The 22,744-nt window shown below is 74.4% G+C and carries 19 protein-coding genes; 12 read left to right on the top strand and 7 right to left on the bottom strand.

From position 1 onward, the window contains the following. Window positions 1-12 precede the first annotated feature (12 nt). Genes OG500_RS01785 through OG500_RS01775 form a run of 3 tightly spaced genes read right to left on the bottom strand, consistent with a single transcriptional unit; the run spans window position 13 to window position 4,552 of the window. Entirely contained in the window at window positions 13-2,094 is a 2,082-nt protein-coding gene (locus OG500_RS01785) for a prolyl oligopeptidase family serine peptidase (protein ID WP_329575695.1), read from the bottom strand. Continuing rightward, window positions 2,091-3,353 (bottom strand): MFS transporter, encoded by a 1,263-nt coding sequence (locus OG500_RS01780; RefSeq protein WP_329575692.1) that lies wholly within the window; start codon window positions 3,351-3,353, stop codon window positions 2,091-2,093. The genes OG500_RS01785 and OG500_RS01780 overlap by 4 nt, the downstream gene beginning before the upstream one ends. Window positions 3,354-3,367: 14 nt before the next feature. Beyond that, window positions 3,368-4,552: a radical SAM protein gene (locus OG500_RS01775; protein ID WP_327064562.1), complete on the bottom strand. Its 1,185-nt coding sequence runs from the start codon at window positions 4,550-4,552 to the stop codon at window positions 3,368-3,370. A gap of 512 nt (window positions 4,553-5,064) precedes the next feature. Here OG500_RS01775 and OG500_RS01770 point away from each other — a divergent pair. The 3 genes from OG500_RS01770 to OG500_RS01760 are packed head-to-tail and all read left to right on the top strand — an operon-like array spanning window position 5,065 to window position 9,637. Then, a complete protein-coding gene (locus OG500_RS01770; RefSeq protein WP_329575687.1) occupies window positions 5,065-8,142 on the top strand; it encodes an adenylate/guanylate cyclase domain-containing protein in 3,078 nt (1,025 codons plus the stop codon). After that, window positions 8,139-8,960 carry a S8 family peptidase gene (locus OG500_RS01765; RefSeq protein ID WP_329575684.1) on the top strand — a complete coding sequence of 274 codons (822 nt, stop codon included), beginning with the start codon at window positions 8,139-8,141 and terminating at the stop codon, window positions 8,958-8,960. The genes OG500_RS01770 and OG500_RS01765 overlap by 4 nt, the downstream gene beginning before the upstream one ends. Then, the gene (locus OG500_RS01760; protein ID WP_327064559.1) at window positions 8,960-9,637 is read left to right on the top strand and encodes a GAF domain-containing protein; all 678 of its coding nucleotides are present in this window, start codon (window positions 8,960-8,962) and stop codon (window positions 9,635-9,637) included. Before OG500_RS01765 ends, OG500_RS01760 begins: the two co-directional genes overlap by 1 nt. 58 nt (window positions 9,638-9,695) lie before the next feature. On the opposite strand, the gene OG500_RS01755 is transcribed toward OG500_RS01760, so the two are convergent. Beyond that, on the bottom strand, window positions 9,696-11,543 hold the full coding sequence (locus OG500_RS01755) for an AfsR/SARP family transcriptional regulator (protein ID WP_329575681.1): 1,848 nt from the start codon (window positions 11,541-11,543) through the stop codon (window positions 9,696-9,698). 215 nt (window positions 11,544-11,758) lie between these two features. Between OG500_RS01755 and OG500_RS01750 the strand changes: the two genes are divergently transcribed. From OG500_RS01750 to OG500_RS01735, 4 genes are all read left to right on the top strand, one after another. Next, on the top strand, window positions 11,759-12,010 hold the full coding sequence (locus OG500_RS01750; RefSeq protein WP_329575678.1) for a hypothetical protein: 252 nt from the start codon (window positions 11,759-11,761) through the stop codon (window positions 12,008-12,010). Between the two features lie 85 nt (window positions 12,011-12,095). Further along, window positions 12,096-13,028, top strand: a complete 933-nt coding sequence (locus OG500_RS01745; protein ID WP_329575674.1) for a JmjC domain-containing protein — start codon at window positions 12,096-12,098, stop codon at window positions 13,026-13,028. A 143-nt stretch (window positions 13,029-13,171) separates the two neighbouring features. After that, a complete protein-coding gene (locus tag OG500_RS01740; protein ID WP_329575671.1) occupies window positions 13,172-13,642 on the top strand; it encodes a hypothetical protein in 471 nt (156 codons plus the stop codon). A 143-nt stretch (window positions 13,643-13,785) separates the two neighbouring features. Further along, on the top strand, window positions 13,786-16,983 hold the full coding sequence (locus OG500_RS01735; protein ID WP_329575668.1) for a tetratricopeptide repeat protein: 3,198 nt from the start codon (window positions 13,786-13,788) through the stop codon (window positions 16,981-16,983). Window positions 16,984-16,989: 6 nt separating this feature from the next. Here OG500_RS01735 and OG500_RS01730 read toward each other — a convergent pair whose 3' ends face one another. Next, the gene (locus tag OG500_RS01730) at window positions 16,990-17,418 is read right to left on the bottom strand and encodes a VOC family protein (RefSeq protein WP_329575665.1); all 429 of its coding nucleotides are present in this window, start codon (window positions 17,416-17,418) and stop codon (window positions 16,990-16,992) included. Between the two features lie 122 nt (window positions 17,419-17,540). Beyond that, entirely contained in the window at window positions 17,541-18,068 is a 528-nt protein-coding gene (locus OG500_RS01725; protein WP_329575662.1) for a putative immunity protein, read from the bottom strand. A 128-nt stretch (window positions 18,069-18,196) separates the two neighbouring features. On the opposite strand from OG500_RS01725, the gene OG500_RS01720 reads away from it, so the two are divergent. The 4 genes from OG500_RS01720 (at window position 18,197) to OG500_RS01705 (ending at window position 21,416) form a co-directional block, all read left to right on the top strand. Then, complete coding sequence (locus OG500_RS01720) at window positions 18,197-18,964, top strand: DUF6215 domain-containing protein (protein ID WP_329575659.1); 768 nt, start codon at window positions 18,197-18,199, stop codon at window positions 18,962-18,964. A 24-nt stretch (window positions 18,965-18,988) separates the two neighbouring features. Further along, the gene (locus OG500_RS01715) at window positions 18,989-19,609 is read left to right on the top strand and encodes a sigma-70 family RNA polymerase sigma factor (RefSeq protein ID WP_329575656.1); all 621 of its coding nucleotides are present in this window, start codon (window positions 18,989-18,991) and stop codon (window positions 19,607-19,609) included. A gap of 245 nt (window positions 19,610-19,854) precedes the next feature. After that, window positions 19,855-20,262, top strand: a complete 408-nt coding sequence (locus OG500_RS01710; RefSeq protein WP_327064550.1) for a YciI family protein — start codon at window positions 19,855-19,857, stop codon at window positions 20,260-20,262. An 8-nt stretch (window positions 20,263-20,270) separates the two neighbouring features. Next, a complete protein-coding gene (locus OG500_RS01705; protein WP_329575654.1) occupies window positions 20,271-21,416 on the top strand; it encodes an RNA polymerase sigma factor in 1,146 nt (381 codons plus the stop codon). Between the two features lie 85 nt (window positions 21,417-21,501). On the opposite strand, the gene OG500_RS01700 is transcribed toward OG500_RS01705, so the two are convergent. Beyond that, window positions 21,502-22,251 carry a helix-turn-helix domain-containing protein gene (locus OG500_RS01700; RefSeq protein WP_329575653.1) on the bottom strand — a complete coding sequence of 250 codons (750 nt, stop codon included), beginning with the start codon at window positions 22,249-22,251 and terminating at the stop codon, window positions 21,502-21,504. Here OG500_RS01700 and OG500_RS01695 point away from each other — a divergent pair. After that, on the top strand, window positions 22,238-22,720 hold the full coding sequence (locus OG500_RS01695) for a hypothetical protein (RefSeq protein WP_329575652.1): 483 nt from the start codon (window positions 22,238-22,240) through the stop codon (window positions 22,718-22,720). The genes OG500_RS01700 and OG500_RS01695 overlap by 14 nt on opposite strands. The last annotated feature ends 24 nt before the right edge of the window (window positions 22,721-22,744 follow it).

Here is a 22,744-nt window from a genome sequence, read left to right as displayed (position 1 = left end):
ACCGCACGGCCCCTACAGCGGCAGCCCCAGTTGCTCCGCGAAGAAGGCGAGCAGGTCCGCGTAGAGGTCGGCCAGGCGGGAGGTGGAGCGGGCGCCGTGGCCGGTGCCGCGTTCGAGGCGGAGCAGGACGGGGCGGGCGCTGGTGGTGGCGTGTTGCAGGGCCGCGCACATCTTGCGGGCGTGCAGGGGGTCGACCCGGCTGTCGCCGTCGAAGACGGCGAGCAGGACGGCGGGGTAGGCGGTGTCGGGGCGGACGTGGTGGTAGGGGGAGTAGGAGAGCAGGGCGGCGAGTTGCCCGGGGTCGGCCGCGCTGCCGTACTCGCCGACCCAGCTGGGCCCGAGTCCGGAGAGCTCGTAGCGGGCCATGTCCAGCAGCGGCGCCACGCAGGCCGCCGCCGCGCAGCCCGCCGGGCGCTGGGTGAGCGCGGCGCCCACCAGCAGGCCGCCGTTGGAGGAGCCCCAGAGGCCGAGGCGCTCGGGGGTGGTCCAGCCGGCGTCGACCAGGTGGTCGGCGGCGGCGTGGAAGTCGTCGAAGGTGTTCTGCTTGCGGTCGAGGGTTCCGGCGCGGTGCCACTCCTCGCCCTCCTCGCCGCCGCCGCGCAGGTTGGCCACCGCGTAGACACCGCCGGCCTGGACCCAGGCGAGGGCCTCGGGGGAGTAGACGGGGGTGAGCGACTGGCCGAAGCCGCCGTAGCCGGTGAGCAGGGTGGGGCGGGGGCGGTCGGGGGCGCCGGTGGGGGAGAGGACGAACATCCGCACCGGGGTGCCGTCGCGGGAGGTGAAGGTGGTCTGGACGGTGACGGTGCCCGCGGTGCCCGCGGTGCCGGCGGAAGGAGCGGCGACGGCGCCGGAGGGCTCCTGCCACGGCGTCAACTCGCCCGTCCGTGCGTCGTAGCGCAGCACCGTGGTCGGGGTGGCGAAGCCGGTGCAGGTGAACCAGGCCTCGTGCGCGTCCTGGGCGGCGACGCGCAGGCGGCCGACCGTGCTGCAGGGCGGGAGCGGCAGGCGGGTGAGCTCGCGCCCGTCGGCGAGGTCGTGGACGGTGGCCTCGGAGACGGCGTGCCGGGTCCGGACGACCAGCAGCAGCGGGCGGTCCAGGTCGGCGCCGTCGAGGACGGCGAAGTCCTCCAGCACGGCGTGCGGGTCCTGCGGGATCAGGTCCCGCCAGGTGTCGGGGGTGGGCCGGTCGGCGGTGGTGGTGACCAGCCGGCCGCGCGGGGCGTCGAGGTCGGTGACGAGGTGGCACAGGGGGCCGCGGCGCGGGCGCAGCACCGTGCGGGCGTCCAGGTCCTGCTGCACCGGGCGCCAGCGCGGCGCCTCGGGCGGTGCGCCGGTCAGGTCGGCGAGCCAGAGGTCGCGCCGGCGCGCGGTGCCCGCACCGGCGCTGACGGCGAGCAGGCGTCCGTCGGGGCTGATCCGCACGGTGTAGTGCTGGGTGCTCTCCCGGCCCGCACCGAACACCACCGGGTCGGTGTCGGGATCGGTGCCGAGAAGGTGCAGCCGGACCCGCCGGTGGTACTGGTCCTCGGCGCGCAGCCGGCGCACGTAGTAGAAGCCGCTGCTGTCGGGCAGCCAGGCGACCGTGCTGCGGCGGACCCGGTCGATCGGCGGGTCGAGCAGTCGGCCCGAGTCGACGTCCAGCACCAGGAGCACGGCGTTCTCGGTGCCGCCGGGGGCCAGTTGGTAGCTGAGCAGCCGCCCGTCCCAGGAGGGTTCGAACTCCTCCAGGGTGGTGCTGCCGCTCGGGTCGACCAGGGCCGGATCGACCAGGACCCGCTCGGTGCCGTCGGGTTCGACCACCACCAGCTCCGGCAGCTCGCCGCCGGGGCGGCAGCGGGCCAGGAAGAGCCGGTCGCCGGCCGGCCGCGGCGCCGAGGGCGTGCCGACCCGGTCGAGGAGGACGCGCAGCCGCTCCCGCGCGCCCGCCCGCGAACGCCAGCCGTCGGCCGCGGCGCGATAGGCGGCCTCCTGCTTCTCGGTCCACTCGCGCACCGCGGGATCGTCGGCGTTCTCCAGCCAGCGGTACGGATCCGCGGGTTGGCCCGGCTGGCCCGGCTGCTGGGCGGGTGGGTCGGCGGCGCGGGTGTCGCTCACGGGCGGTCTCCCTCGGCGTGGGCGAGAACGGCGCTGTCGGCGACGGCTCGCGCCCTGGTGGCCGTCAGGGCCAGCCAGCCGCCCAAGGTGGCCGCGCCGGTCAGCAGGGCGAGCACCAGCCAGGTCCGGGTGCCGCCGATCGCCTGGTACGCCGCGCCGGCCGCCACCGGGCCGAGCGCGGCCAGGCCGTTCAGCAACAGGCTGGTGGCCGCGCTGACCCGGCCGACCAGGTGCCGCGGCGTCTTGCCGAGCAGGGCCTGGAAGACCGCCACCCCGGCTGCCGGGGAGAGCAGCATCATCACGGCGAGCAGCGCCCCGACCAGCACCGGCTGGAACGCCACCGTGAACACCGCCAGCTCGGCGGTCCAGATCACGCCGATGGCCAGCACCATGGCCGGGATGCTCAGCCGCCGCACCAGCCACGGCGCGAACAGTGCGCCGACGATCCCGCCGGCCCCGATGCAGGCGATGACCGCCCCGATCACGGTGCCGGAGGCGCCGCGTTCGCGCAGCTCCAGGATGACCACCACGTCGACGGCGGCTGCGACCAGGTTGACCACGGCCGCGTAGAACAGGACCACCAGCAGCTCGCGGTGGGCCGCGAGCCAGCGCAGGCCCGCGGTCGCGCCGCGCTCCGCCGGCTCCGTGGGCTCCGCGGCGCCGGGCGCGGCCGCGGGGCGGACGGTGATGCGCAGGATCAGCAGCGCGGAGGCGGCGTAGCTGACGGCGTCGACGGCGAACGGCAGCATCCGGTCCACGGCGAACAGCACGCCGCCGAGCGCGGGCCCGGCCAGCGAGACCGTGTTCAGCATCGCCTGGTCCGCGCCGAGTGCCTGGGAGAGCTGCTCCTCGCTGACGACGTCGCGGGTGAGCACCGAGTTGGCGGGTCCGAACAGCGCGGAGGCCAGCCCCTCCACCACGGCGACCAGCAGCAGCTGCCAGTACTGCGGGGTGGACCAGAGCGCGGCCAGCGGGATGCTCGCCAGCGTGGCGCAGCGCACCAGGTCGGTGGCCATCATCACCACCCGCCGGTTCCAGCGGTCGACCAGGGCGCCGGCGGGCAGCCGGAAGCCGAGCCGGGTGACCAGCGAGACGGTGGCCACCAGGCCCGCCTGGACCGCGCTGCCGCCCAGGCTCAGCACCAGCAGCGGGAAGGCCAGGCCGGAGATCGCGGAGCCGAGGTTGGAGGTGAGGTTGCCGAGGAAGGACCGGCGCAGGTCCGGGTTGCTCCAGAGCACGTGATCACGCAGCGCCGCCACGGCCGTCCTCCCCTTCACAGCCGGCCGCTGGCGAGCAGGTAGTCCAGGACCCGGCCGTCGACCTCGTCCTGGAAGCGGTCCATCACCCCGGTGTCGGCCTGGGCGTACTCGTAGCCGCAGCTGACCCAGCGTTCGGGCACGCTCGTCGGGTCCAGGTAGCCGTGGTCGATGTGGCCGACCTCCATGCCGGGCTTGCCCGCCGACTGCCAGCTGCTGAACAGGGTCCCGTCGGCGTTGACCACCGCGCCCTGGGCGCCGCCGGGCGTCGAGCAGATCTGGCAGGTGGTGTGCATCGAGGGGCGCACCACCCGGTAGCCGCGCTCCAGGCTCTCGATGCTCCACTCGACGAAGCGGTCCGCGACGGAGGCGGTGCGGCCCAGGTCGTTCTGGTAGCCGATGCCGGAGTCGCCGACCCAGGCGAAGGTGACGGTGCAGCGGCTGGGGTCGGTGCGGCCCTCCAGCTGGGCGAAGAGCTCCCCGACCCGGTCGGCGTTGTGGTGCGAGACGTTGACCCGGAAGTTCCAGCGCAGGCCGGTCCGTTCGGTGGCGCTCGCCACGTTGGCCACGATCCGGTCGAAGGTGCCGCCGCCGGTGTGGGTGACCCGGGTGGCGTCGTGGTCCGTCCGGCTGCCGTCGAAGGTGATCTGCACCGCCTGCAGCCCGGCGTCGTGGAGCTGGACCGCCCGGCGCGGGTGCAGCAGCACGCCGTTGCTGGTCATCGCCGCCCGGTGCAGGCCGATCGACCGGCAGCGCCGCAGCAGCTCCAGGCACCCGGCCGGGTTGAGCAGCGGCTCGCCGCCGAACAGCAGCAGGAAGAGGCGTTCGAGGCCGGCGTCCGCCATCCGCGGGGCGGTGAAGCCGACGATCCGGTCGATCGTGCGGGTGTCCAGCAGTTGCCGCTCGATCCGCGGTGGCCGGTGGCCGCCTTCAGGGTCCTGGCCGGTGTTCTGGAAGCAGTAGCCGCAGCCGAGGTTGCAGGCGGTGCTGGTGAGCACGGTGAGCGAGAAGGACTTGGTGGTGCGTTCGCGGAAGGCGCCCTCGTCGCGCAGGAATGTGTCGATGTCCGCGCGCAACGAACCGTCGGGAAGGACGTGTTCGGGTTTCAGCAGGGTCCAGGTGCCGTTGCCGATGAACCACCAGCCGCGCTCGGTCCTGATCATCCGCGGCGCGTCGACGTCGTCCAGCCGGGTGCCGATCACTGATACCTCCGGAGGTCACGGGCGGTCGCCGTCCTGGCGTGCGCGGTACGGCGGGGAGGCTAGGAGCGCGCGGTTTGGCCTCGGTATGCGCAGAGTTGACCGCTGGGCGGACGCCGGCGGCATACCGGACGCAAACCGGGGGCCAGGCGCTCCGCCCTAGCCTCGAACCCTACCGGGAGCCCGCCCGGCGTCAGCGAAGGGGCCTGATCGAGGTGACCGAACCGACACCCGCGGGGCCGACACCCGCGGGGCCGACACCTGCTGGGCCGACGCCTGCTGGACCGACACCCGCCGGGCCGACGCCTGCTGGGTCCACACCCGCAGGTTCGCCGCTCGACGACCGTGCTGCTCCCGCGCGGAGCGCGCCGGCTGCGGGGGCCGCCGGGGTCGCGGGGGTCGTGGGGGCTGCCGAGGCCGCCGACGAGCCGACCGAACCCGACGTCGTACTGCACGCACTGGACGAGGAGTTTGGCGAAATGCCTTGGTGCATCGGCGATCTGACGGTCTGACAGATGACCATCCAGCCGGGCGGCTGCACGTCCTGCGGTGTGGACCTGCCCGCGGGGGCGAGGTTCTGCGCCCACTGCGGCCTCCCGGTCGACGGCGCGCAGGCGGCCGAGGAGCGCCGGGTGGTCACCGTGCTCTTCTGCGATCTGGTCGACTCCACCCAGCTGTCCGGACTGCTCGACGTCGAGCTGCTGCGCACCATCCTGCTGCGCTACTACGCGCTGATGCGCGAGCGGATCGAGGCGCACGGCGGGATCGTGGAGAAGTTCATCGGGGACGCCGTGATGGCCGTCTTCGGCCTCACCGCGACCCGGGAGGACGACGCCCACCGGGCGCTGGCCGCCGCACTGGAGCTGCCCGCCGCGCTGGAGGGGCTCAACACGGAGCTGGAACGCGAGCACCGTGTCCGGCTGCGGATCCGGATCGGGGTGCACACCGGCGAAGCGGTCACCACCGTCGACCCGGCCCGCCGGCAGGCGCTGGTCTCCGGCGAAGTCGTCAACATCGCCGCCCGGTTGCAGGCGGCGGCCGAACCGGGCGCGGTGCTGCTCAGCGACCGGACCTGGCGCGCGGCCGGGCCCGGACCCGCCGTCGAGCGGGTCGGCGCGCTGCACCTCAAAGGCGTGGCCCACCAGGTCGAGGCCGGGCGACTGCTGGGGATGAGCGCCCCCGACCCGGAGCGGGCGCGCCGCTTCGACGTGCCGTTCCTGGGGCGCGACCGGTACCTGAACGAACTCGACCTGGCCTGGCGCAGGGTGGCGGAGGGCTGCGACGTGCACGTGCTGACGCTGCTCGGCGAGGCGGGCATCGGCAAGTCCCGGCTGGTGGAGGAGTGGCTGCGCCGCACCGCCCCGGGCACCGGTCCGGTCGGCACCGGGCGCTGCCGGGCGGGCGGGACCGAGGGTCCGCTGCAGGCGCTGGCCGGCTGCCTGGAACCGCTGGTCGCCGAGCCGGCCGCGGACGAGCGGACCACCGCGGCGGTCGCCCTGCTGCGCGGCGGGCTGCTGCTGGACGGCGCCCCGGCCCCGTCGGTCGACGCCACCTGCGCGGCGATCGCCCAGGTGCTGACCGAGCGCAGCCGCGCCCACCCGGTCGTGCTGGTCCTGGACGACCTGCAGCACGCCGAGCCGCCGCTGATCGACCTGCTGGAGCGCCTGGTCGACGAGGTGCGCGGGCTGCCGATCCTGCTGCTCTGCCTGGCCCGTCCCGAGCTGGTCGACACCTGCCCCGGCTGGGGCAGCGGCCTGGCCAACACCAGCACCGTGACCCTCACCGGCCTGTCCGCGGCCGATTCGGCGGTGCTGGCCGCCCACCTGGTCGACCTCGCGCTGCACGACGGCGCCGCCACCGAGCAGATCGTCGCCCAGGCCGACGGCAACCCGCTCTACCTGGAGCAACTGGCGGCCACCGTCGAGGAGACCGGCTCGGTGCAGCAGCTGCCGCCCACCCTGCAGGCGCTGCTGGCGGCCCGGATCGACCGGCTGGCCGAGGCCGAGCGGCGCACGCTGCGCCACGCGGCCGTGGTGGGGCGCGAGTTCGACGCCGCGGACCTGGCCGAGCTGACCGAGGGCGACGAGGCCGAACGCACCGCCGTGCTGCGCACCCTCACCCGGCGCGGGCTGGTCCAGCCGGTCCGCCGTACCGCGGGGTCGGTCCACTGCTTCGTCAACGGCATCACCCAACGGGTCGCCTACGAGGGGCTGACCAAGCTGCGGCGCGGCGAACTGCACCAGTGCTACGCCGAGTTCCTGCTGGCCACCGGACGGCCCGATGCCCTGGTCGGCACCCACCTGGAGCAGGCGCACCGCTACCTGAGCGCGGTCGGGCGACTCGACCAGGCGACCGCGACGCTGCGCCGCCGGGCGGTGCGGCACCTGGTCCGGGCCGGCACCGGCGCGCTGGGCCGGGTCGACCTGCCCCGGGCGCTGGCGCTGCTCCAGCGGGCCTCGGAGCTGACCGAGCCCGGCGACGCGGGCCGCCCCGAACTGCTGCAGCGCCTGGGCGAGGTGCACCTGACCATGGGCAGCGCGGCCGAGGCCCGTGCGGCGCTCACCCGGGCGGTGGCCGAGGCGGAGGCCGTCGGCGCGCCGGGCGTGGCCGCCCACGCCCGGCTGCACCTGGCCGCCGCCGCCCGCGACCAGCGCGAGCTGGAGCGGGCCGCGGCCGAAGCCCTGCCGGTCTTCGTGCGCACCGGCGACCGGCTGGGGCTGGCCCGCGGCGCGCTGGTGCTGGCCGGCGGCCACCGGCAGCGCGGCCGCCACGCGCGGGCGCTGCACGAGCTGGACCGGGCGCTGAGCCACGCGCTGGCCGCCGCGGCCGACCGGGAGGTGGCCAACACCCTGGGCACCATGGGCCTCTCGCTCTGGCGCGGCCCGGAGCCGGCCGACACCGCCGTGGCCCGCTGCCGGGACCTGCTGGCGGCGCACGGCGCCGATCGGCCGGCGGTGCGCAGCACGCTCGGCTTCCCGCTCGCCGTGCTGCACGCGGTGCGCGGCCACGCCGACCTGGCGGCCCAGAGCCTGGCCGCCACCCGGCAGGCGATGGACACCCTCGCGCACGCCGAGGGCCGCGCCTTCGGGCCGCTGCTGGAGGGGATGCTGGCCCAACTGGCCGACGAGCCCGCCCGGGCCGCGCGGGCGCTGACCGAGGCACTGGCAGCGGCCCGCGCCATGCAGGCCCAGCCGCTGGCGCGCAGCTGCGCGCTGGAGCTGGCCCGGCTGCGACTGGCGGACGGCGACTGCGCGGCTGCCACGGCGCTCCTCGGCGGCCTGACGGTGCCGCAGGACCAGCCGAGCACGGCGGCCGACTGGTGCGGGGTGCGGGCGCGGATCCACGCACTGCGCGGCGAGCACGCCCAGGCGCTGGCGCTGGCCCGCCGTGCGGTCCGCCTCGCGCACCGCACCGACTCGCCCGCCGACCGCGGCACCGCGGCGCTGGACCTGGCTCACGCCCGGCGGGCCGCCGGCCTGCCCGAGCAGGCCCGCGCCGCCCTGCTGGCGGCCCGCCGCCAGTTCGCCGCCAAGGGGCACCTGGTGGCCCTGGCGCGCACCGACCGCCTGCTGGCCGAGTGGGCCGCCCCGTGACGACCCCCGCTGCCGCCCTCACCTGGAACCTGCTGGACCGCCGCCCGCAGGACATCGCGATCGCCGCCGCGGGAGCCGAACGGATCACCCCCGCATGGGCGTTCGGCGGGGCGGACGGCGCCGGGGTGCGGGTCTGCCTGGTGGACAGCGGCGTCGAGGCCGGCCACCCGCTGATCGGCGGCCTGGCCGGCAGCCACGCGGTGGTGCTGCGCGGCGGCGAGGCCACGGTGGTACCGGTGCCCGCCGAGGACATCTGCGGCCACGGCACGGCCTGCGCCGGGATCGTGCGCCAGGTCGCACCGGCCTGCGAGCTGCACAGCGTGCGGATCCTGGGCGGGAACGGCAGCGGCAGCGGCGAGGCCCTGCTGGCCGGGCTCGGCTGGGCGATCGACCAGGGCTTCGACGTGATCAACCTCAGCCTGTCCACCTCCCGCCCGCAGTTCAGCCAGGGGCTGAGGGAGCTGGCCGACCGGGCCTACTTCCGCCGCTCGGTGATCGTCGCCTCCGCGCACAACGCCCGGGTCGAGAGCTTTCCGTGGCGGTTCTCCTCGGTGGTCTCGGTCGGCAGCCACGCCGAGGACGACTCCAGCCTGGTGCTCTACAACCCCACCCCGCCGGTGGAGTTCTTCGCCCGCGGGCAGGCCGTGCCGGTCGCCGCGCTGAACGGCGGCAGCACCCGCAACACCGGCAACAGCTTCGCCGCCCCGCACGTGGCCGGGCTCAGCGCGCTGATCCTCTCCAAACACCGGGACCTGACCACCTTCGAGCTGAAGACCATCCTCTACCTGACGGCAGCCAACGTGCGAGGAGCCCGATGATGACCGAGCAGCCTGCGGGCGACCCGTTGGACCCCGCGGCGCTGGCCGCGGTGATCTCCGGCGTGCTGGCCGACCCCGGCCCCGACGACCGCGAACTGCTGTCCTCCGTCGTACAGGTGGCGCGCTCCATCTTCGGTGCGGCGGCCAGCTCGATCTTCCTGTTCGACCGCGAGGGCGACGAGCTGGTCTTCGAGGCGGTCTCCGGCGAGGGCGAGGAGTTCCTGGTCGGCACCCGCTTCCCGGCCCACCGCGGCATCGCCGGCTGGGTGGTGGACACCGGGGAGCCGATGACGGTCAACGGCCTGTCCGGCAACCGGCTCTTCGCCCAGGACCTGGCGGAGCGCACCGGCTACGTGCCCGACGCGATCATGGCGGCCCCCGTGCTGCACCGCGAGGAGGTGCTCGGCGTTCTCCAGGTCCTCGACCCGCACCCGCAGTCCCGCTCCACCCTGGCCGACCTGGACCTGCTGTGTGCCTTCGCCGGCCAGGCCGGCCTGGCGCTGGCCGGGCTGCTGCGCGCCCGCGCCGCGCGCGGTGCACTGGCCAGGGGCGGCGGGGAGTTCGAGCAGCTGGCCGGGATCGTCAAGCTGCTCGCCGAGCTGCCGGCGGACCGGCGGGCCAGCGGACTGCGGCTGGTGGAGTCGTTGCACGAGGTGCTGGCGGGGATGGCGCGGTAGCGCTCACCACCGGGGGGAACCTGACGTTCGATCGATCTGACTCACCGTCAAAATTCTGTCAGCGCGCGGGTGGTGTGGCGGCCCGGTGCAGCGCGGCGGCGTAGCGGTGGGCGAGTGGCGCGATCCGGTAGCGGACGGTGTGCGCCACCACCTCCGCCTCGTCGCCGGCGTCCGCGATGCTCACCAGGTGCGCCTCCAGCAGCTCCTCGGCCACCCGCTGGGCCGGACCGCTCAGACCGTCCACCCCGTCGATCACCGCCTGCAGGCGCGCCAGGTCGAAGGGGGCCGCAGGCAGCGCGCCCAGCGCCCCGAAGGCCGCCCGCTGCGCCGGGGCCAGCCCCTGGTGGAAGCGGCGGTAGCCGTCGTGCAGGCAGGCCTCGCCGACCCGCAGTTCGTCCAGCGCGGCCGGCAGGCGCACCAGCTGGTCGGCGTACTCGCGCAGGGACAGGTGGCCGAGCACGGTCAGCTTCGCGGCCAGCGCCCGGACCACCGCGGGCGACAGCCCGTAGAGCTCCCGGACCCGGTCCAGCGACTGCTCGTGGCCCGCCACCCGCGGCCCGCCCAGCACCCGGGCCAGCAGCTCCCCGGCCTCGGCGGAGCTGAACTCGTCCAGCTCCACGCGGTGCACGCACTCCAGCGCGCCGAACCGGCGGGCGGTGGTCACCAGGGTCCGGCTGCGGCTGCGCCCGGGCAGCAGCCGGCGCACGTCCGCCTCACTGGTCGCGCCGTCCAGCACCAGCAGGAACTGCCGCTCGGCGAGCCAGGAGCGCCACAGCGCCAGCGCGGCGGCCTCCCCGGCCGGCGGGTCGATCTCCAGCCCGGTACTGCGCAGCAGTTCGGCGAGCACCTCGGGCCAGGGCCGGGGAGTCCCGTCCGGGTGGCTGAGCGAGCAGACCACCTGGCCGTCCGCGAAGTGGTCCGCCACCAGGTGGCCGGCGTGCACCGCCAACGCCGTCTTGCCGGACCCGGCCGGCCCGCTGACCAGCACCACGCCCGGACACGGCCCCGCGCCGGTCAGTGCCGCCCGCAACTCCGCCACCACCTTGTCCCGGCCGACGAAGTCGGACAGGTCGCAGGGGAGTTGGGCTGGTCTTATCCGCACCCCGACCGGCGCCGCAGCGGTCGGCGCCGAGGCCGGCCGGGAAGCGGGCGACTCGCCGAGCAGGATCTCCCGGTAGAGGCGGCGCAGGTACGGACTCGGGTCCAGGCCCAGCTCCCGGGCGATGAACTGGCGGTGCGCCTCGAAGCAGGCCAGCGCCTTGCGCCGGCCGCCGACCTGGTCCAGCGCCGTCATGTGCAGCGCCACCAGCCGCTCCCGGAAGGGGTGGTGGCCCGCCAGCTCGCCCAGCTGGTCGAGCAGCCCGTGCGCCCGTCCGGTCTCCACCTCCAGCTCCGCCCAGTCCTCGTAGGCGGCCAGGAAGCGCTCGGTCAGCCGCTGGGACTCCTCGGCCGCGAACGGGCTGTCGAGCAGGTCCACCAGGGGCCGGTCCCGCCAGAGCCGCACCGCCCGGCCGAGCAGCTCCGCGGCACCCGCCCGGTCGCCCTGGTGCTGCGCGTGCCGGCCGGCGGCGGTCAGCTCCTCGAAGCGCAGCAGGTCGGACTCCTCCGCATCCGCCACGAGGGTGTAGCCGTAGGGGAGGTGGTCGATGTGGTCGGGCATGATCTTGCGCAGCGCGGAGACGTACACCTGGAGGTTCTTGCGTGCGGTGCGCGGTTGGCCGTCGGGCCAGAGTGCCTCGATCAACTGGTCCACCGAGAGTACCGTGTTGGCCCGACAGAGGAGTGCGGCCAACAGCAACCGCTGCTTGTAGGGCCCGAGTTCGAGCGGGCGCGAATCGCGGCTGACCCGCAGCGGACCGAGCAGCGTACAGCACAGCCGACCGGGCGGAACGACGTCACCGCGCATGCGGTCCCCCTCGCAGTCGGTTCGGGCCGTTCCGTCAGCTTCGGCGAAGCAGCCCTGACCCGCAAGAGTGCGGGCAGGAAGTGATGGACCGGCAAAGGTCCCGTGCGTCGTGCCCAAGCCCCCAGGCAGCCGCGCGCATACCGCGGCCCAACCGGGCGCCCCTAGCGTCGCCGGTGGTGTCGGACGCGGGTTCGACCCGGACGGAGGAGGTCCCCATGAGCAACCCCGACGTGCAGGCACACTTCAGCGACGATGACGAGGACGGCGCCGCAAACGGCTGCGTCATCCAGTTCAACGCCGTCCCGGACGACGTGGAGGCGCACAGCGCCGGTGGGGATGACGAGGACGCGGCGCCGTGTGGTGTTCAGTTCGGCGTGGCGGCTGTGCCGGGTGATGTGGTGGCGCACAGCGCTGGTGGGGATGACGAGGACGCCGCGCCCTGCGGCATCCAGTCCGGCGCGTCCTGACCACCCCGTCACCGCGTCCCACCCCGATCGCCAGTCCGGGCCGGCAGCTCTCGCCGACCCGGACCGCCTCGTACCCGGAGGTACCATGGACAGCCTGCGCAGGCTCACGGAGGATCCCGTCGGGCTCGAACGCGCTTGGGACCGCGAGCCGTTCGTCAGCTCGGGGCTGGATGATCTCGGCGACGTGTTCTCGCTCGCCGCCGCCGAGCGGATGATCCACACCGGCCTCCCGCTGACCGCCGTGCGGCTCTTCCGCGACGGGAAGCTGCTGCCCGACGAGCACTACCGGCGCTACCGCGGCACCAACCCGCGCAGCCGCGAGCAACTGGCCGACGGCGGCCGGATCGCCGAACTGGTCGGACAGGGCGCCACCCTGGTGCTGGAGGAACTGCAGACGCACGCCCCGGAGGTGGCCGCGTTCGCCGCCGAACTCGCCCGCGAGACCGACTACGAGGTGGACTGCGCCGCGTTCCTCACCCCGCCCCGGGGCCGCGGCGCCGCGCCCCACTACGACCTCGTCGGCGTCTTCCTGCGCCAGCTGCAAGGCTCGAAGCGCTGGCGGGTCGGCCGCCCGGTGCGGCCTCTGCCCAGCCGCGTGCTGACGGTCGACCCGAAGGCGGTCGAGCCGGTGCTGGACGCGGTGCTCAAGGAGGGCCAGAGCCTCTACATCCCGCGCGGCTTCGTGCACGCGGGCGAGACCGGCGACGAACCCTCCCTGCACATCACCATCGGCTTCAAGGGCGTCAGTTGGGAGAGCGTCCTGCGCACGGTGGTCGCCGGGGCCGCCGAGCGGATCGAGGAACTGCGCGAGTTCCTGCCACCGGCGTTCGCCACCCTGGACCGCGAGGCACTGCTGCGCGAACGCGTCACCCAGCTGACCGCGCACCTCGCGGACCTCACCTGGGCCGCCCTGCCGCCCGCCGCCCTGCACCCGCGCCAGCCCTCGGCCGACCCCGTGGCCGGCTCCCTCACCGCCGCCCTGCGCCGGGCCGGCGAGCAGCCGCGTCGGTCCGGCTGACCGTCCCCTCGGCCACTGGCGTCGAAAGCGCATCGCCGGAGGAAACCGGTCACCGATCTGACGCGTCCTTACTTCACGGTGCTGAACGGGCACTTGATGCGGCGTAAGGTGCTGTGCAGGCGCGTACCGGAAGGGGCACGGGGATGTTGGCTCAGGAACTGGCGGTGTTGGCCGCAGCAGGCGGGACCGCGGTGGTGCAGGCGGCGGGGACGGACGTGTGGGCCGGATTGCGGCAGGCGGTGGCTCGTTGGTTCGGCCGCGGTGACGAGCTGCGCGAACGGGCGGAGCTGGAGCGCCTGGACCAGGCCGCCGGCGAGCTGGAGTCCGCCGGGGTAGCCGGGGCCGAGCGGGTGCGGATCCGCCAGGAGGCCGCATGGCAGACCCGGATCGAAGCCGTGTTGGAGAGCCTGGACGGGGCCGAGCAGACCCGCGCCGCCGAGGAGCTGCGCGCCCTGCTGGCCCAGTACGCCCCCTTCGCGGTATCGGTCGGTGACGGCGGTCAAGCGGTGGTCGGGGATGTGCGGATCCGCGCCGACCACGGCTCCGCAGCGGCGTGGACCATGGGGAACGTGACCTTGGGAAACCCTTCGCAGCCGGGTCCGCAGCAGGGCTGAGCGTACCCGGAGACATCTCGGCCACTCCTGCTCGGCTCTTCGACGTCTTCGCCGATCACGGCAGCGTTGCCGTCGGCTACGCCGAGCAGGTCCACCACCACGCCCCACCTCGAACTCCGGCCGCCTGGCCGCATCAGGTCGGGGTGATCCCCCCTCGGGCCGGATCCTTCCAGCACCGGGCCGAAGTCCACCAGTTGCGGGACGCGGCCGACGGCGGAGGCACCACGGTGGTCAGCCAGGTGCTGACCGGCAGCGGCGGGGTGGGCAAGACGCAGCTGGCCGCCGACTACACCCGCACCGCCTGGGAGCAGGACGGGGTGGACGTGCTGGTGTGGATCAGCGCGAGCAGCCGCCAGGCGATCAAGGACGGGTACGCGCAGGCCGGCATCGAGGTGCTGGCGGCGGACCCCAGGAAGCCGGAGCAGGCCGAGCGGGCGTTCCTGGCCTGGCTGGAGCCCAAGGCCGGTCAGCAGCCGTGCCGGTGGCTGGTGGTCCTCGACGACCTCGCCGAGCTGTCCGATGTGCGCGGGCTGTGGCCGCCGGACAGTCCGCACGGGCGGACGCTGGTCACCACCCGCCGTCGCGATGCCGCCCTGGCCGGCCCGGGCCGGCGTTTCGTACAGGTGGGGGTGTTCGCACCCTGCGACGCCGCGGCCTACCTCACCACCGCACTCCGGACCCACGGCCGCCACGAGCCCGCCGAGGAGATCGACGGCCTGGGCGCCGATCTGGGCCACCTGCCGCTCGCCCTCGCCCAAGCCGTCGCCTACATCGTCGACGCCGCCATCACCTGCGCCGACTACCGACGGCTGCTGGCCGACCGGAAGCGGAACCTGGCCGACCTGGTGCCCGAGGCCGACAGCCTGCCCGACGACCAGGCGGCCACCGTGGCCGCCACCTGGTCACTGTCCATCGAACGGGCCGACCAGCTCCGCCCCGGCGGCCTCGCCCGGCCCATGCTCCGATTAGCCGCGATGCTCGACCCCAACGGCATCCCCGGCCACGTCCTGGCCGGCGCGCCCGCCCTGGCCCACCTCGGCGAAGACCGTGCCACCGGCGAACAGGAACCCGCCCCGGTGGCGGCCGAGGAAGCGAGAGGCGCATTGCGTGCTCTGCACCGCCTCAACCTGATCGACCACACCCCCGACACCCCCCACCACGCCGTTCGCGTCCACCGGCTCGTCCAGCGCGCCACCCGCGACACGTTCACCACCACCCAGCACGACCGGGTCGCCCGTACCGCCGCCGACGCGCTCGTCGCCGGATGGCCCGACGTCGAGCGCGACACCGCCCTCGTGCAGGCCCTGCGCGCCAATTCCGGCGCCCTGACCGGCCACGCCGAAGACGCCTTGTACGATCCCCGCGCCCACCCGGTGCTGCAACGCGCGGGCCGGAGCCTCGGCGACGGCGGCCGGGCCGGTGCCGCCCGCGAGTACTTCGAGCGCTACGTCGTGGAAACAAGGCGTCGCCTCGGCCCCGACCATTCCGACACCCTCTCCGCCCTCAACAGCCTCGCCTACGCTCGGGGGCTCTCGGGAGACGCAGCCGGAGCCGCCGCCGCGTTCACGGAACTGCTGGCGCTCGTCACGCAGTTGTTCGGCCGCGACCACCGCCACACCCACATGGTCCGCCAGAACCTCGCCCACGTCCGGGGGGAATCGGGGGATGCGGCCGGCGCCGTCGTCGCCTACCGCGCCCTGCTGGCCGACCGTGAGCGGGTGCTGGGCCCCGACCACCTCCACACGCTCGTCACCCGCCACTACCTCGCCTCCGCCCGGGTTCAGTCGGGGGATACGGCTGGGGGCGCGGCCGCGCTCGCGGAACTGCTGCCGGACCTGGTGCGGGTGCTCGGCCCCGACCACCCCACGACCCTCGCCACCCGCCACGGCCTCGCCCACGCCCGGGGGGAGTCGGGGGACACGGCCGGAGGCAGGGCCGCGTTCGCGGAGCTGTTGGCGGACCAGGAGCGAGGGCTCGGCCCCGACCACCCTCACACGCTCACCACCCGCCACAATCTCATTGCCCTGCAGGGGAAGTCGGGTGATGCGGCCGGCGCCGTCGTCGCCTACCGCGCCCTGCTGGCCGACCGTGAGCGGGTGCTGGGCCCTGACCACCCCGACACCCTCGCCACCCGCCACGGCCTCGCCAACTCCCGCGGGGAGTCGGGGGATCCGGCCGGCGCCGCGGCCGCGTTCGCGGAACTGCTGGGCGACCGTGAGCGGGTGCACGGCCCCGACCACCCCCACACCTTGACCACCCGTTCCGCGCTGGCCCACTGGCGCGGGACGGTGGGGGATCCGGCCGCAGCCGCGACCGCCTACGCGGAGCTGCTGCCGGACCTGGCGCGGGTGTTCGGCCCCGACCACCCGACAACCCTCAGCACCCGCCACGGCCTCGCCCACGCGCGGTGGAAGGCGGGGGACCCGCGCGAAGCCGGCGCCGCGTTCGCGGAGCTGCTGCCGGACCTGGCGCGGGTGTTCGGCCCTGACCACCCCATAACCCTCAGCACCCGCCGCGGCCTTGCCCATGCTCAGGGGGAGGCGGGGCATGCGGCCGCGGCCGTGGCCGCGTACACGGAACTGCTGGAGCACCTGCTGCCGGTGCTGGGCCCGGACCACCCGGACACCCTCACTGTCCGCGCCAGTCTCGCCCACTTTCAGGGCGAGTCCGGGGACACAGCCGGTGCTGCCGCCGCGTTCGCGGAGCTGCTGCCGGACCTGGTGCGGGTGCTCGGCCCCGACCACCCCGAGACGCTCACCGTCCGCTCCCATCAAGCTCGTTGGCGCAGCGAGGCAGGAGATGCGCGGGCCGGTGCCACCGACTACGCCGCACTGCTGGCCGACCGTGAGCGGGTGCTGGGCTCCGACCACCGCGACACCCTCTCCGCCCGGCTCCACCTCGCTCGGCTCCGTGGACGAGAGGGTGATGCGGCCGGAGCAGTGGCCGCGTTCGCCGAACTGCTGCCGGACACCGTGCGCCATTTCGGTCCCGACCACCCCCAGACCCTCGCCGTCCGCGCCAACCTCGCGGACTTCCGGTCCATGGCGGGGGACGTGGCCGGAGCTGCCGCCGACTACGCCGACCTGCTGCCGCAAGCGGTGCGGACACTGGGCCTCGACCACCCCCACACCCTCATGATCCGCAACAACCACGCCCATCTTCGCGGGCGAGGAGGTGACGCGGCCGGAGCCGCCGCGGAGTTCGCGGAACTGGTGTCGGCCATGGAGCGGGTGCTCGGCCCGGGCCACCCCCAAACCCTCAACGCCCGTCACTCCCTCGGGCACTGGAGTCGGGCCGCGGCGGGGCACGGCAGGGGACCGGGACGTTGGTGGCGGCGCTGAGAGTGCTCAGTCGATACAGAACTCGTTGCCCTCGACGTCCTGCATCACGATGCACGAATCATGGCCGTCGTACAGCAGTTGAACCCGGACCGCACCGAGCGCGAGCAGTCGTGTGCACTCGGCCTCGAGCACGGCGAGGCGCTCCTCACCCACGAGCCCGGTGCCGACCCTCACATCGAGGTGCAGCCGGTTCTTGGCGGCCTTTCCTTCGGGAACGCGCTGGAAGTACAGTCGCGGGCCCACACCTGAGGGATCACTGCAGGCGAACCACGAACCCCGATCCTCAGGGGCTCGGGAGTCGTCGTACTCGTCCCAGGTGGCGGACCCCTTCGGTGGCGGCGGTGCGACGTACCCCAACACCTCGCACCAGAAGCGAGCGACGCGCTCGGGTTCCGCGCAGTCAAAGGTGACCTGGAACTGCTTGATCGATGACATGCGCGCACGATAGCAGGGGGGCTCTCGCCGGCCAAAGATCAATAAAGGGCCAACCCTGAGGCACCAAGCAGCTGTTGACGCTGGAAGAGTCCCTCCGGGCGGTCCCTCCGGCCGCACCGCCCTCAGGCACGCAGAGCGGCGTCGAGCTCGCGGATGAACTCTCCCGTGCGACCGCCCCCGGCAGGCGCGGCGGGCAGACGGCCGAGTACCGCGGTGACCGCCGGCGGGGCATGATGCCGCGCCCATGCAAGGGTGCCCGCGCCGACACGCGGGTCTTCTCCGGACACCAACTCCTCTGCCCGTGCCGCATGCGCTGCCGCGCCGAGGATGTGCTTCACCTGATGGGCATCCGCCAGGGGATGAAGGTACGCCGCGCCCGCCGCATGGCTGGCCGCCCGCGCCGCGTCGACCGCGGCGGGCGAACCGGCCTCCCGTGCCGCTCTGAACGCCGCCCACGCGCTCTGCCGCAGGGCGGCCGTGCGCCGCCCGCCCTCGGCGAAAGCGCGTGCCGCATCGATGGCGTCGCGAGGGCGCGGGTCGGCAGGGAGATCCCGTTCGAAGATCGACAGCGCCCTGCGCGCACAGTCCGCCGCGAAGCCTGTGATCTCACGGAGTTCGCGTTCGCTCAGCTCGATCCTGTCCGACTCCATGCCCCCAAGGATAGGGGCCGGGTCCGACGCCACCACGCGCCCCGACCCGCACAACGGTGACAGCGAACGACGGCTGACGCTCCGATAAGTCCTGCGCATTCGAACGGATCGTTGGATACTGTTCGCCCGTGACTGATCAGCAGGGGACAGGGCTGTCGGCGGAGCCCGGCAGCGAGCCGGGCAAGGAACCGGACATACGGGTGGGCGCCCAGGTGGTGGCGGCGCTGGCGATGGGCGGGGTGCTGGTCGCCGGGCTGCTGGTGCTGCAGCACCGGCAGGACGCCGCGGGCAAGCCCGCCGCGGCGGCGACCTGCCAGGCCGCAACCGCCGACGATTCCCCCAGGTACCCGGCGCTCTGCGCCGCGTTGAACCGGCCCGACCTGCCGGTCCTCGTCGGGGCACCCATGGACCGGGTCACCGTCGCCGGGCCCGGTCCCACCCACTGGACCAGCTCGGACGGCACCAAGGAGGTCGTCCACGGCGCCGAGGTCCAGATCGGCCAGATCTCCCTGCGCCTGACGGACGACGACGACCTGGACGTGACCGATGCCGAGATCATGGGCACCGCGGCACACCACCGCGCTCAGGTGCTCGGCCACCTCAGCACCACCTACGAGATGAACACCTTCGGCTTCAGCTTCTCGCTCGGCGGCGGCCCCGCCTCGTCCGAGCCGGGCGGGGTCGCGCACAACCTCGTGATCGGCAAGCACCCGGACGGGCACGGCGGTTCCTACGAGCTCGCGATCTGGCGCCAGGACGCCGGAACCCCGGACGAGGCAAGCCTGTACCGGATCGCCGAGGCGGTGCTGCCGAGCCTGCCGGGATGGGACACGGGCACCATGGCCCCGAGCGCTCCGCCTGCCACCCCGTCACCGGCGGCGGAGACGGTCCAGTAGCCCGGCAGACTCTCAGGGCTGTGGTTGTCACAGACGTGGGCGGCGGGGGCGTGGGACGCGGCCGATGCGGAGGACGTCCTGCAGGAGACCTGGCTGAGGTGGGCCGACATCGACCGCTCCCAGGTCCACGAGCCGCGCGCCTACCTCGTTCGGGCCGTCACCCGCCAGGCGCTCAACCGCCTGCGGACGCTCTCCCGCCGCCGCGAGGAGTACGTGGGCGAGTGGCTGCCGGAACCCCTGCTGACCCACCCCGATGTCGCCGACGACGTGGAACTCGCGGAGAGCGTCTCGATTGCGATGCTGGCCGTCCTGGAGACGCTGCGCCCCACCGAGCGGGCGGTGTTCGTGCTCCGCGAGGTGTTCGGCGTCCCGTTCGAGGAGGTCGCCGAGGCCGTGGGCAAGAGCCCCGCCGCGGTCCGGCAGATCGCACGGCGGGCCCGCAGCCACGTCGCCGGCACCGACCGCAGCGTCATCGGGACGACGGCGGTGTGGCTCGACGGCGCTCCCGCGCTCCGGATCGGATCCGCCACCGCAGGGGCCGCGGTCAGCCTCACGGTCGAGAACGGGCGCATCACCCGGATCTACGCGACGGCCAACCCGCAGAAGCTCACCCGACTCGACACACCGGTCGACCTCATCCGGTAGACCGCCGCACGGCCCCAGGCGGTGCGTGCCTACCGGCGCCTGCGTCGGCGCGGATGCCAGTGCGTGGCGGGAACAGCCGTGCGGCCCCGGGGAGCGCAGCTCGGCGACCATGGCGCGCCGTGCCCGACCTCCTGGGCGTTCCACCGCAAAAAAATTTCGGCGGCGATGTCGAGAACCCGCGTCCGGCTCCGTCCCCGGGGTGAACGCGACCACAATGGGTCGCACGATCACCGAGGAGAACCACGATGGCCAAGTACCTGCTGCTCAAGCACTACCGCGGCGCCCCGGCGCCGGCCAACGACGTGCCCATGGACCGGTGGAGCCCGGAGGAGATCTCGGCCCACATGCAGTACATGAACGACTTCGCCGCCCGGCTGGAGAAGACCGGCGAGTTCGTCGACGGTCAGGCGCTCGCCCCCGAGGGAGCGTGGGTCCGCTACGACGGCGAGGGGCGCCCGCCGGTCACCGACGGACCGTTCGCGGAGACCAAGGACCTCATCGCCGGCTGGATGGTGATCGACGTCGACAGCTACGAGCGCGCCGTCGAGCTGGCCGGGGAGCTGTCGGCCGCCCCCGGGGCGGGCGGCAGGCCGATCCACGAGTGGCTCGAGGTGCGCCCGTTCCTGGGCGCGGCACCCTGCATCACGGAGTGACCTCAGCGATGAACGAGGCCCTGCTGAGGAGCCTCACCCCGAGCGTGCTCGGGATCCTCGTCCGCCGCGGAGCCGACTTCGCGGCGGCCGAGGACGCTGTGCAGGACGCGCTCGTCGAGGCGCTGCGCGTCTGGCCGGCCGACCAGCCGCGGGATCCGAAGGGCTGGCTGGTCACCGTGGCCTGGCGCCGGTTCCTCGACCAGGCGCGGGCGGACGCCGCCCGCCGCCGGCGCGAGGACCGCGTCGACGAGGAGCCGCCGCCCGGGCCCGCGCCGGCGCTGGACGACACGCTCCAGCTCTACTTCCTGTGCGCCCACCCGTCGCTGACGCCCGCGTCGGCCGTCGCGCTCACGCTGCGCGCCGTCGGCGGGCTGACCACCCGCCAGATCGCCCAGGCCTATCTGGTGCCCGAGGCGACCATGGCACAGCGCATCAGCCGGGCCAAGCGCACCGTCTCCGGCGTGCGGTTCGACCGGCCCGGCGACGTCGCCACCGTGCTGCGCGTCCTCTACCTGGTCTTCAACGAGGGCTACTCCGGCGACGTCGATCTCGCTGCCGAGGCCATCCGGCTCACCCGGCAGCTCGCGGCCCACGTCGAGCATCCCGAGGTGGCGGGGCTGCTCGCCCTCATGCTCCTCCACCATGCCCGGCGGGCCGCGCGGATCGCGCCTGACGGCAGCCTGGTCCCGCTCGCCCAGCAGGACCGCGGCCGCTGGGACACCGGGTCGATCGCCGAGGGGGTCGCGATCCTGCAGACGGCGCTCGCCCGCGACAAGCTGGGCGAGTTCCAGGCCCAAGCCGCCATCGCGGCGCTCCACGCCGATGCGCCCACCGCGGAGGAGACCGACTGGGTGCAGATCGTCGAGTGGTACGACGAGCTCGCAGGCCTGACCGACAGCCCGATCGTCCGGCTCAACCGCGCGGTCGCCGTCGGAGAGGCGGACGGACCGCGCGCCGGCCTGGCGGCGCTCGCCGCGCTGGACGCCGCACTGCCCCGCCACGCCGCGGTGGCGGCCTACCTCCACGAGCGTGACGGTGACCTGGCGACGGCGGCCCGGCTGTACGCCGAGGCGGCCCGCAAGGCCCCCAACCTCGCCGAGCGCGACCACCTGACGCGCCAGGCCGCCCGGCTCAACGCCGACGGTGGCCACTGACGGGCCGGTCACCCCACGGTGTCGTCCGGAGTCATGCACAGTGCTGCCCGACTGCCCGACTGCCCGACTGCCCGACTGCCCGGCGTCAGTGGATGCGGGGGCCGCTCGGCCGGAGTTCCTCCTCGCGCGTCGACTCCCGTTCTCGCCAGGCGCCGGGCGGTTCGCCGTGGTGGCGGCGGAATGCGGCCGCGAAGGCGTAGGGCGAGCCGTAGCCGACACTGCGGGCGATGCCCGCCAGGCCGAGTCGGCCCGTGCGCAGCTGCTCCCTGGCCAGCGCCGCCTCCAGCAGCCCGTTGCCGATGTCGCCGGAGAACCGGTAGGCGCCGCAGAGGCCGCAGGCGTCCGCCACGTCACCTGCCTGAGCACCTACGGCGCCGACACCGCCCCACCGGGGATCGACATCAAGGCCGTCGAAGCCGACCTCGCCGCCCGAACGGGCATCACCCACTGCGTGGTCCGCCCCGCCTGGGTGATGCAGAACGTCACCGACAGCCACCTGCCCCTCATCGGCGGCGCGATCACCGTCCCCGCCGGCAGCGGAACCGAGGCCTTCGTCGACGCGGCCGACATCGCCGCCGTCGCGGCCGAGACGCTGCTCGCCCCCGAGGCCCACGCCGGCGCCGTGTACGCGCCCACCGGTCCGCAGGCCCTCACGGTCGGCGACGTCGCCGACCTGATCGCCGCCGTGACCGGACGGCCCGTCGCACACCAGGACCTCGACCCGGAGGCCTGGATCGGCGGCGCCGTCGCCGCCGGGATCGTCCCCGCCGACTACGCGATGATGCTCCGTTGGCTGACCGCCACCGTCATCAGCGCTGACCGTGCAGCGGGACACGCTGCTCCGGCTTGCCGACGGCGACCGGGCGCTGCTGCCCGACCGCGCCGTGGTGCTGCTGGAGCGGATGGCCAGCCTCGGCTTCACCGCAGACGAGGTGGCGGCCACCAGGGAGGGCTGGGTGCTGGCCAGGGCCCTGGTCCCGGAGAGCTTCGACGACTACCTCGACCACGGCGAACAAGCCCTGCGGGACACCCGGTTCGTCGCCCTGGTCAGGCGCGGTGCCGAAGCCGTGGCCTGGGATCCGGACGACCCGCGCATCGACGAGCTCGCCACCGCCATGGCCGACCACTACCTCGCCAACCCCGCACAGCTGAAGACCGTGACCAGCTTCCAGGCCCGCACCGAGACCGCGACCCGGTACCGGCTCATCAGCCGCTTCGGCAACCAGTCACCGGCCGGGGCCCGGATGGCCGATCTGATCGAGGCCAAGCTCCGCGCCGCGGGCGTCCCCATCCCGCGCCCCTGACGGCGGCCGGGCGGCCGGGCGGTC

The sequence above is a fragment of the Kitasatospora sp. NBC_01250 genome (genome assembly GCF_036226465.1).
Classification (GTDB): domain Bacteria; phylum Actinomycetota; class Actinomycetes; order Streptomycetales; family Streptomycetaceae; genus Kitasatospora.
This window is presented reverse-complemented; position numbering and strand designations above follow the sequence as displayed.

Bases quoted from the DNA above. Each gene is read 5' to 3' on its own strand.
- OG500_RS01770 (WP_329575687.1), top strand. From the start codon at position 5,065: ATGACCATCCAGCCGGGCGGCTGCACGTCCTGCGGTGTGGACCTGCCC.
- OG500_RS01760 (WP_327064559.1), top strand. From the start codon at position 8,960: ATGACCGAGCAGCCTGCGGGCGACCCGTTGGACCCCGCGGCGCTGGCC.
- OG500_RS01755 (WP_329575681.1), bottom strand. From the start codon at position 11,543: ATGCGCGGTGACGTCGTTCCGCCCGGTCGGCTGTGCTGTACGCTGCTC.
- OG500_RS01750 (WP_329575678.1), top strand. From the start codon at position 11,759: ATGAGCAACCCCGACGTGCAGGCACACTTCAGCGACGATGACGAGGAC.
- OG500_RS01745 (WP_329575674.1), top strand. From the start codon at position 12,096: ATGGACAGCCTGCGCAGGCTCACGGAGGATCCCGTCGGGCTCGAACGC.
- OG500_RS01740 (WP_329575671.1), top strand. From the start codon at position 13,172: ATGTTGGCTCAGGAACTGGCGGTGTTGGCCGCAGCAGGCGGGACCGCG.
- OG500_RS01730 (WP_329575665.1), bottom strand. From the start codon at position 17,418: ATGTCATCGATCAAGCAGTTCCAGGTCACCTTTGACTGCGCGGAACCC.
- OG500_RS01725 (WP_329575662.1), bottom strand. From the start codon at position 18,068: ATGGAGTCGGACAGGATCGAGCTGAGCGAACGCGAACTCCGTGAGATC.
- OG500_RS01710 (WP_327064550.1), top strand. From the start codon at position 19,855: ATGGCCAAGTACCTGCTGCTCAAGCACTACCGCGGCGCCCCGGCGCCG.
- OG500_RS01705 (WP_329575654.1), top strand. From the start codon at position 20,271: ATGAACGAGGCCCTGCTGAGGAGCCTCACCCCGAGCGTGCTCGGGATC.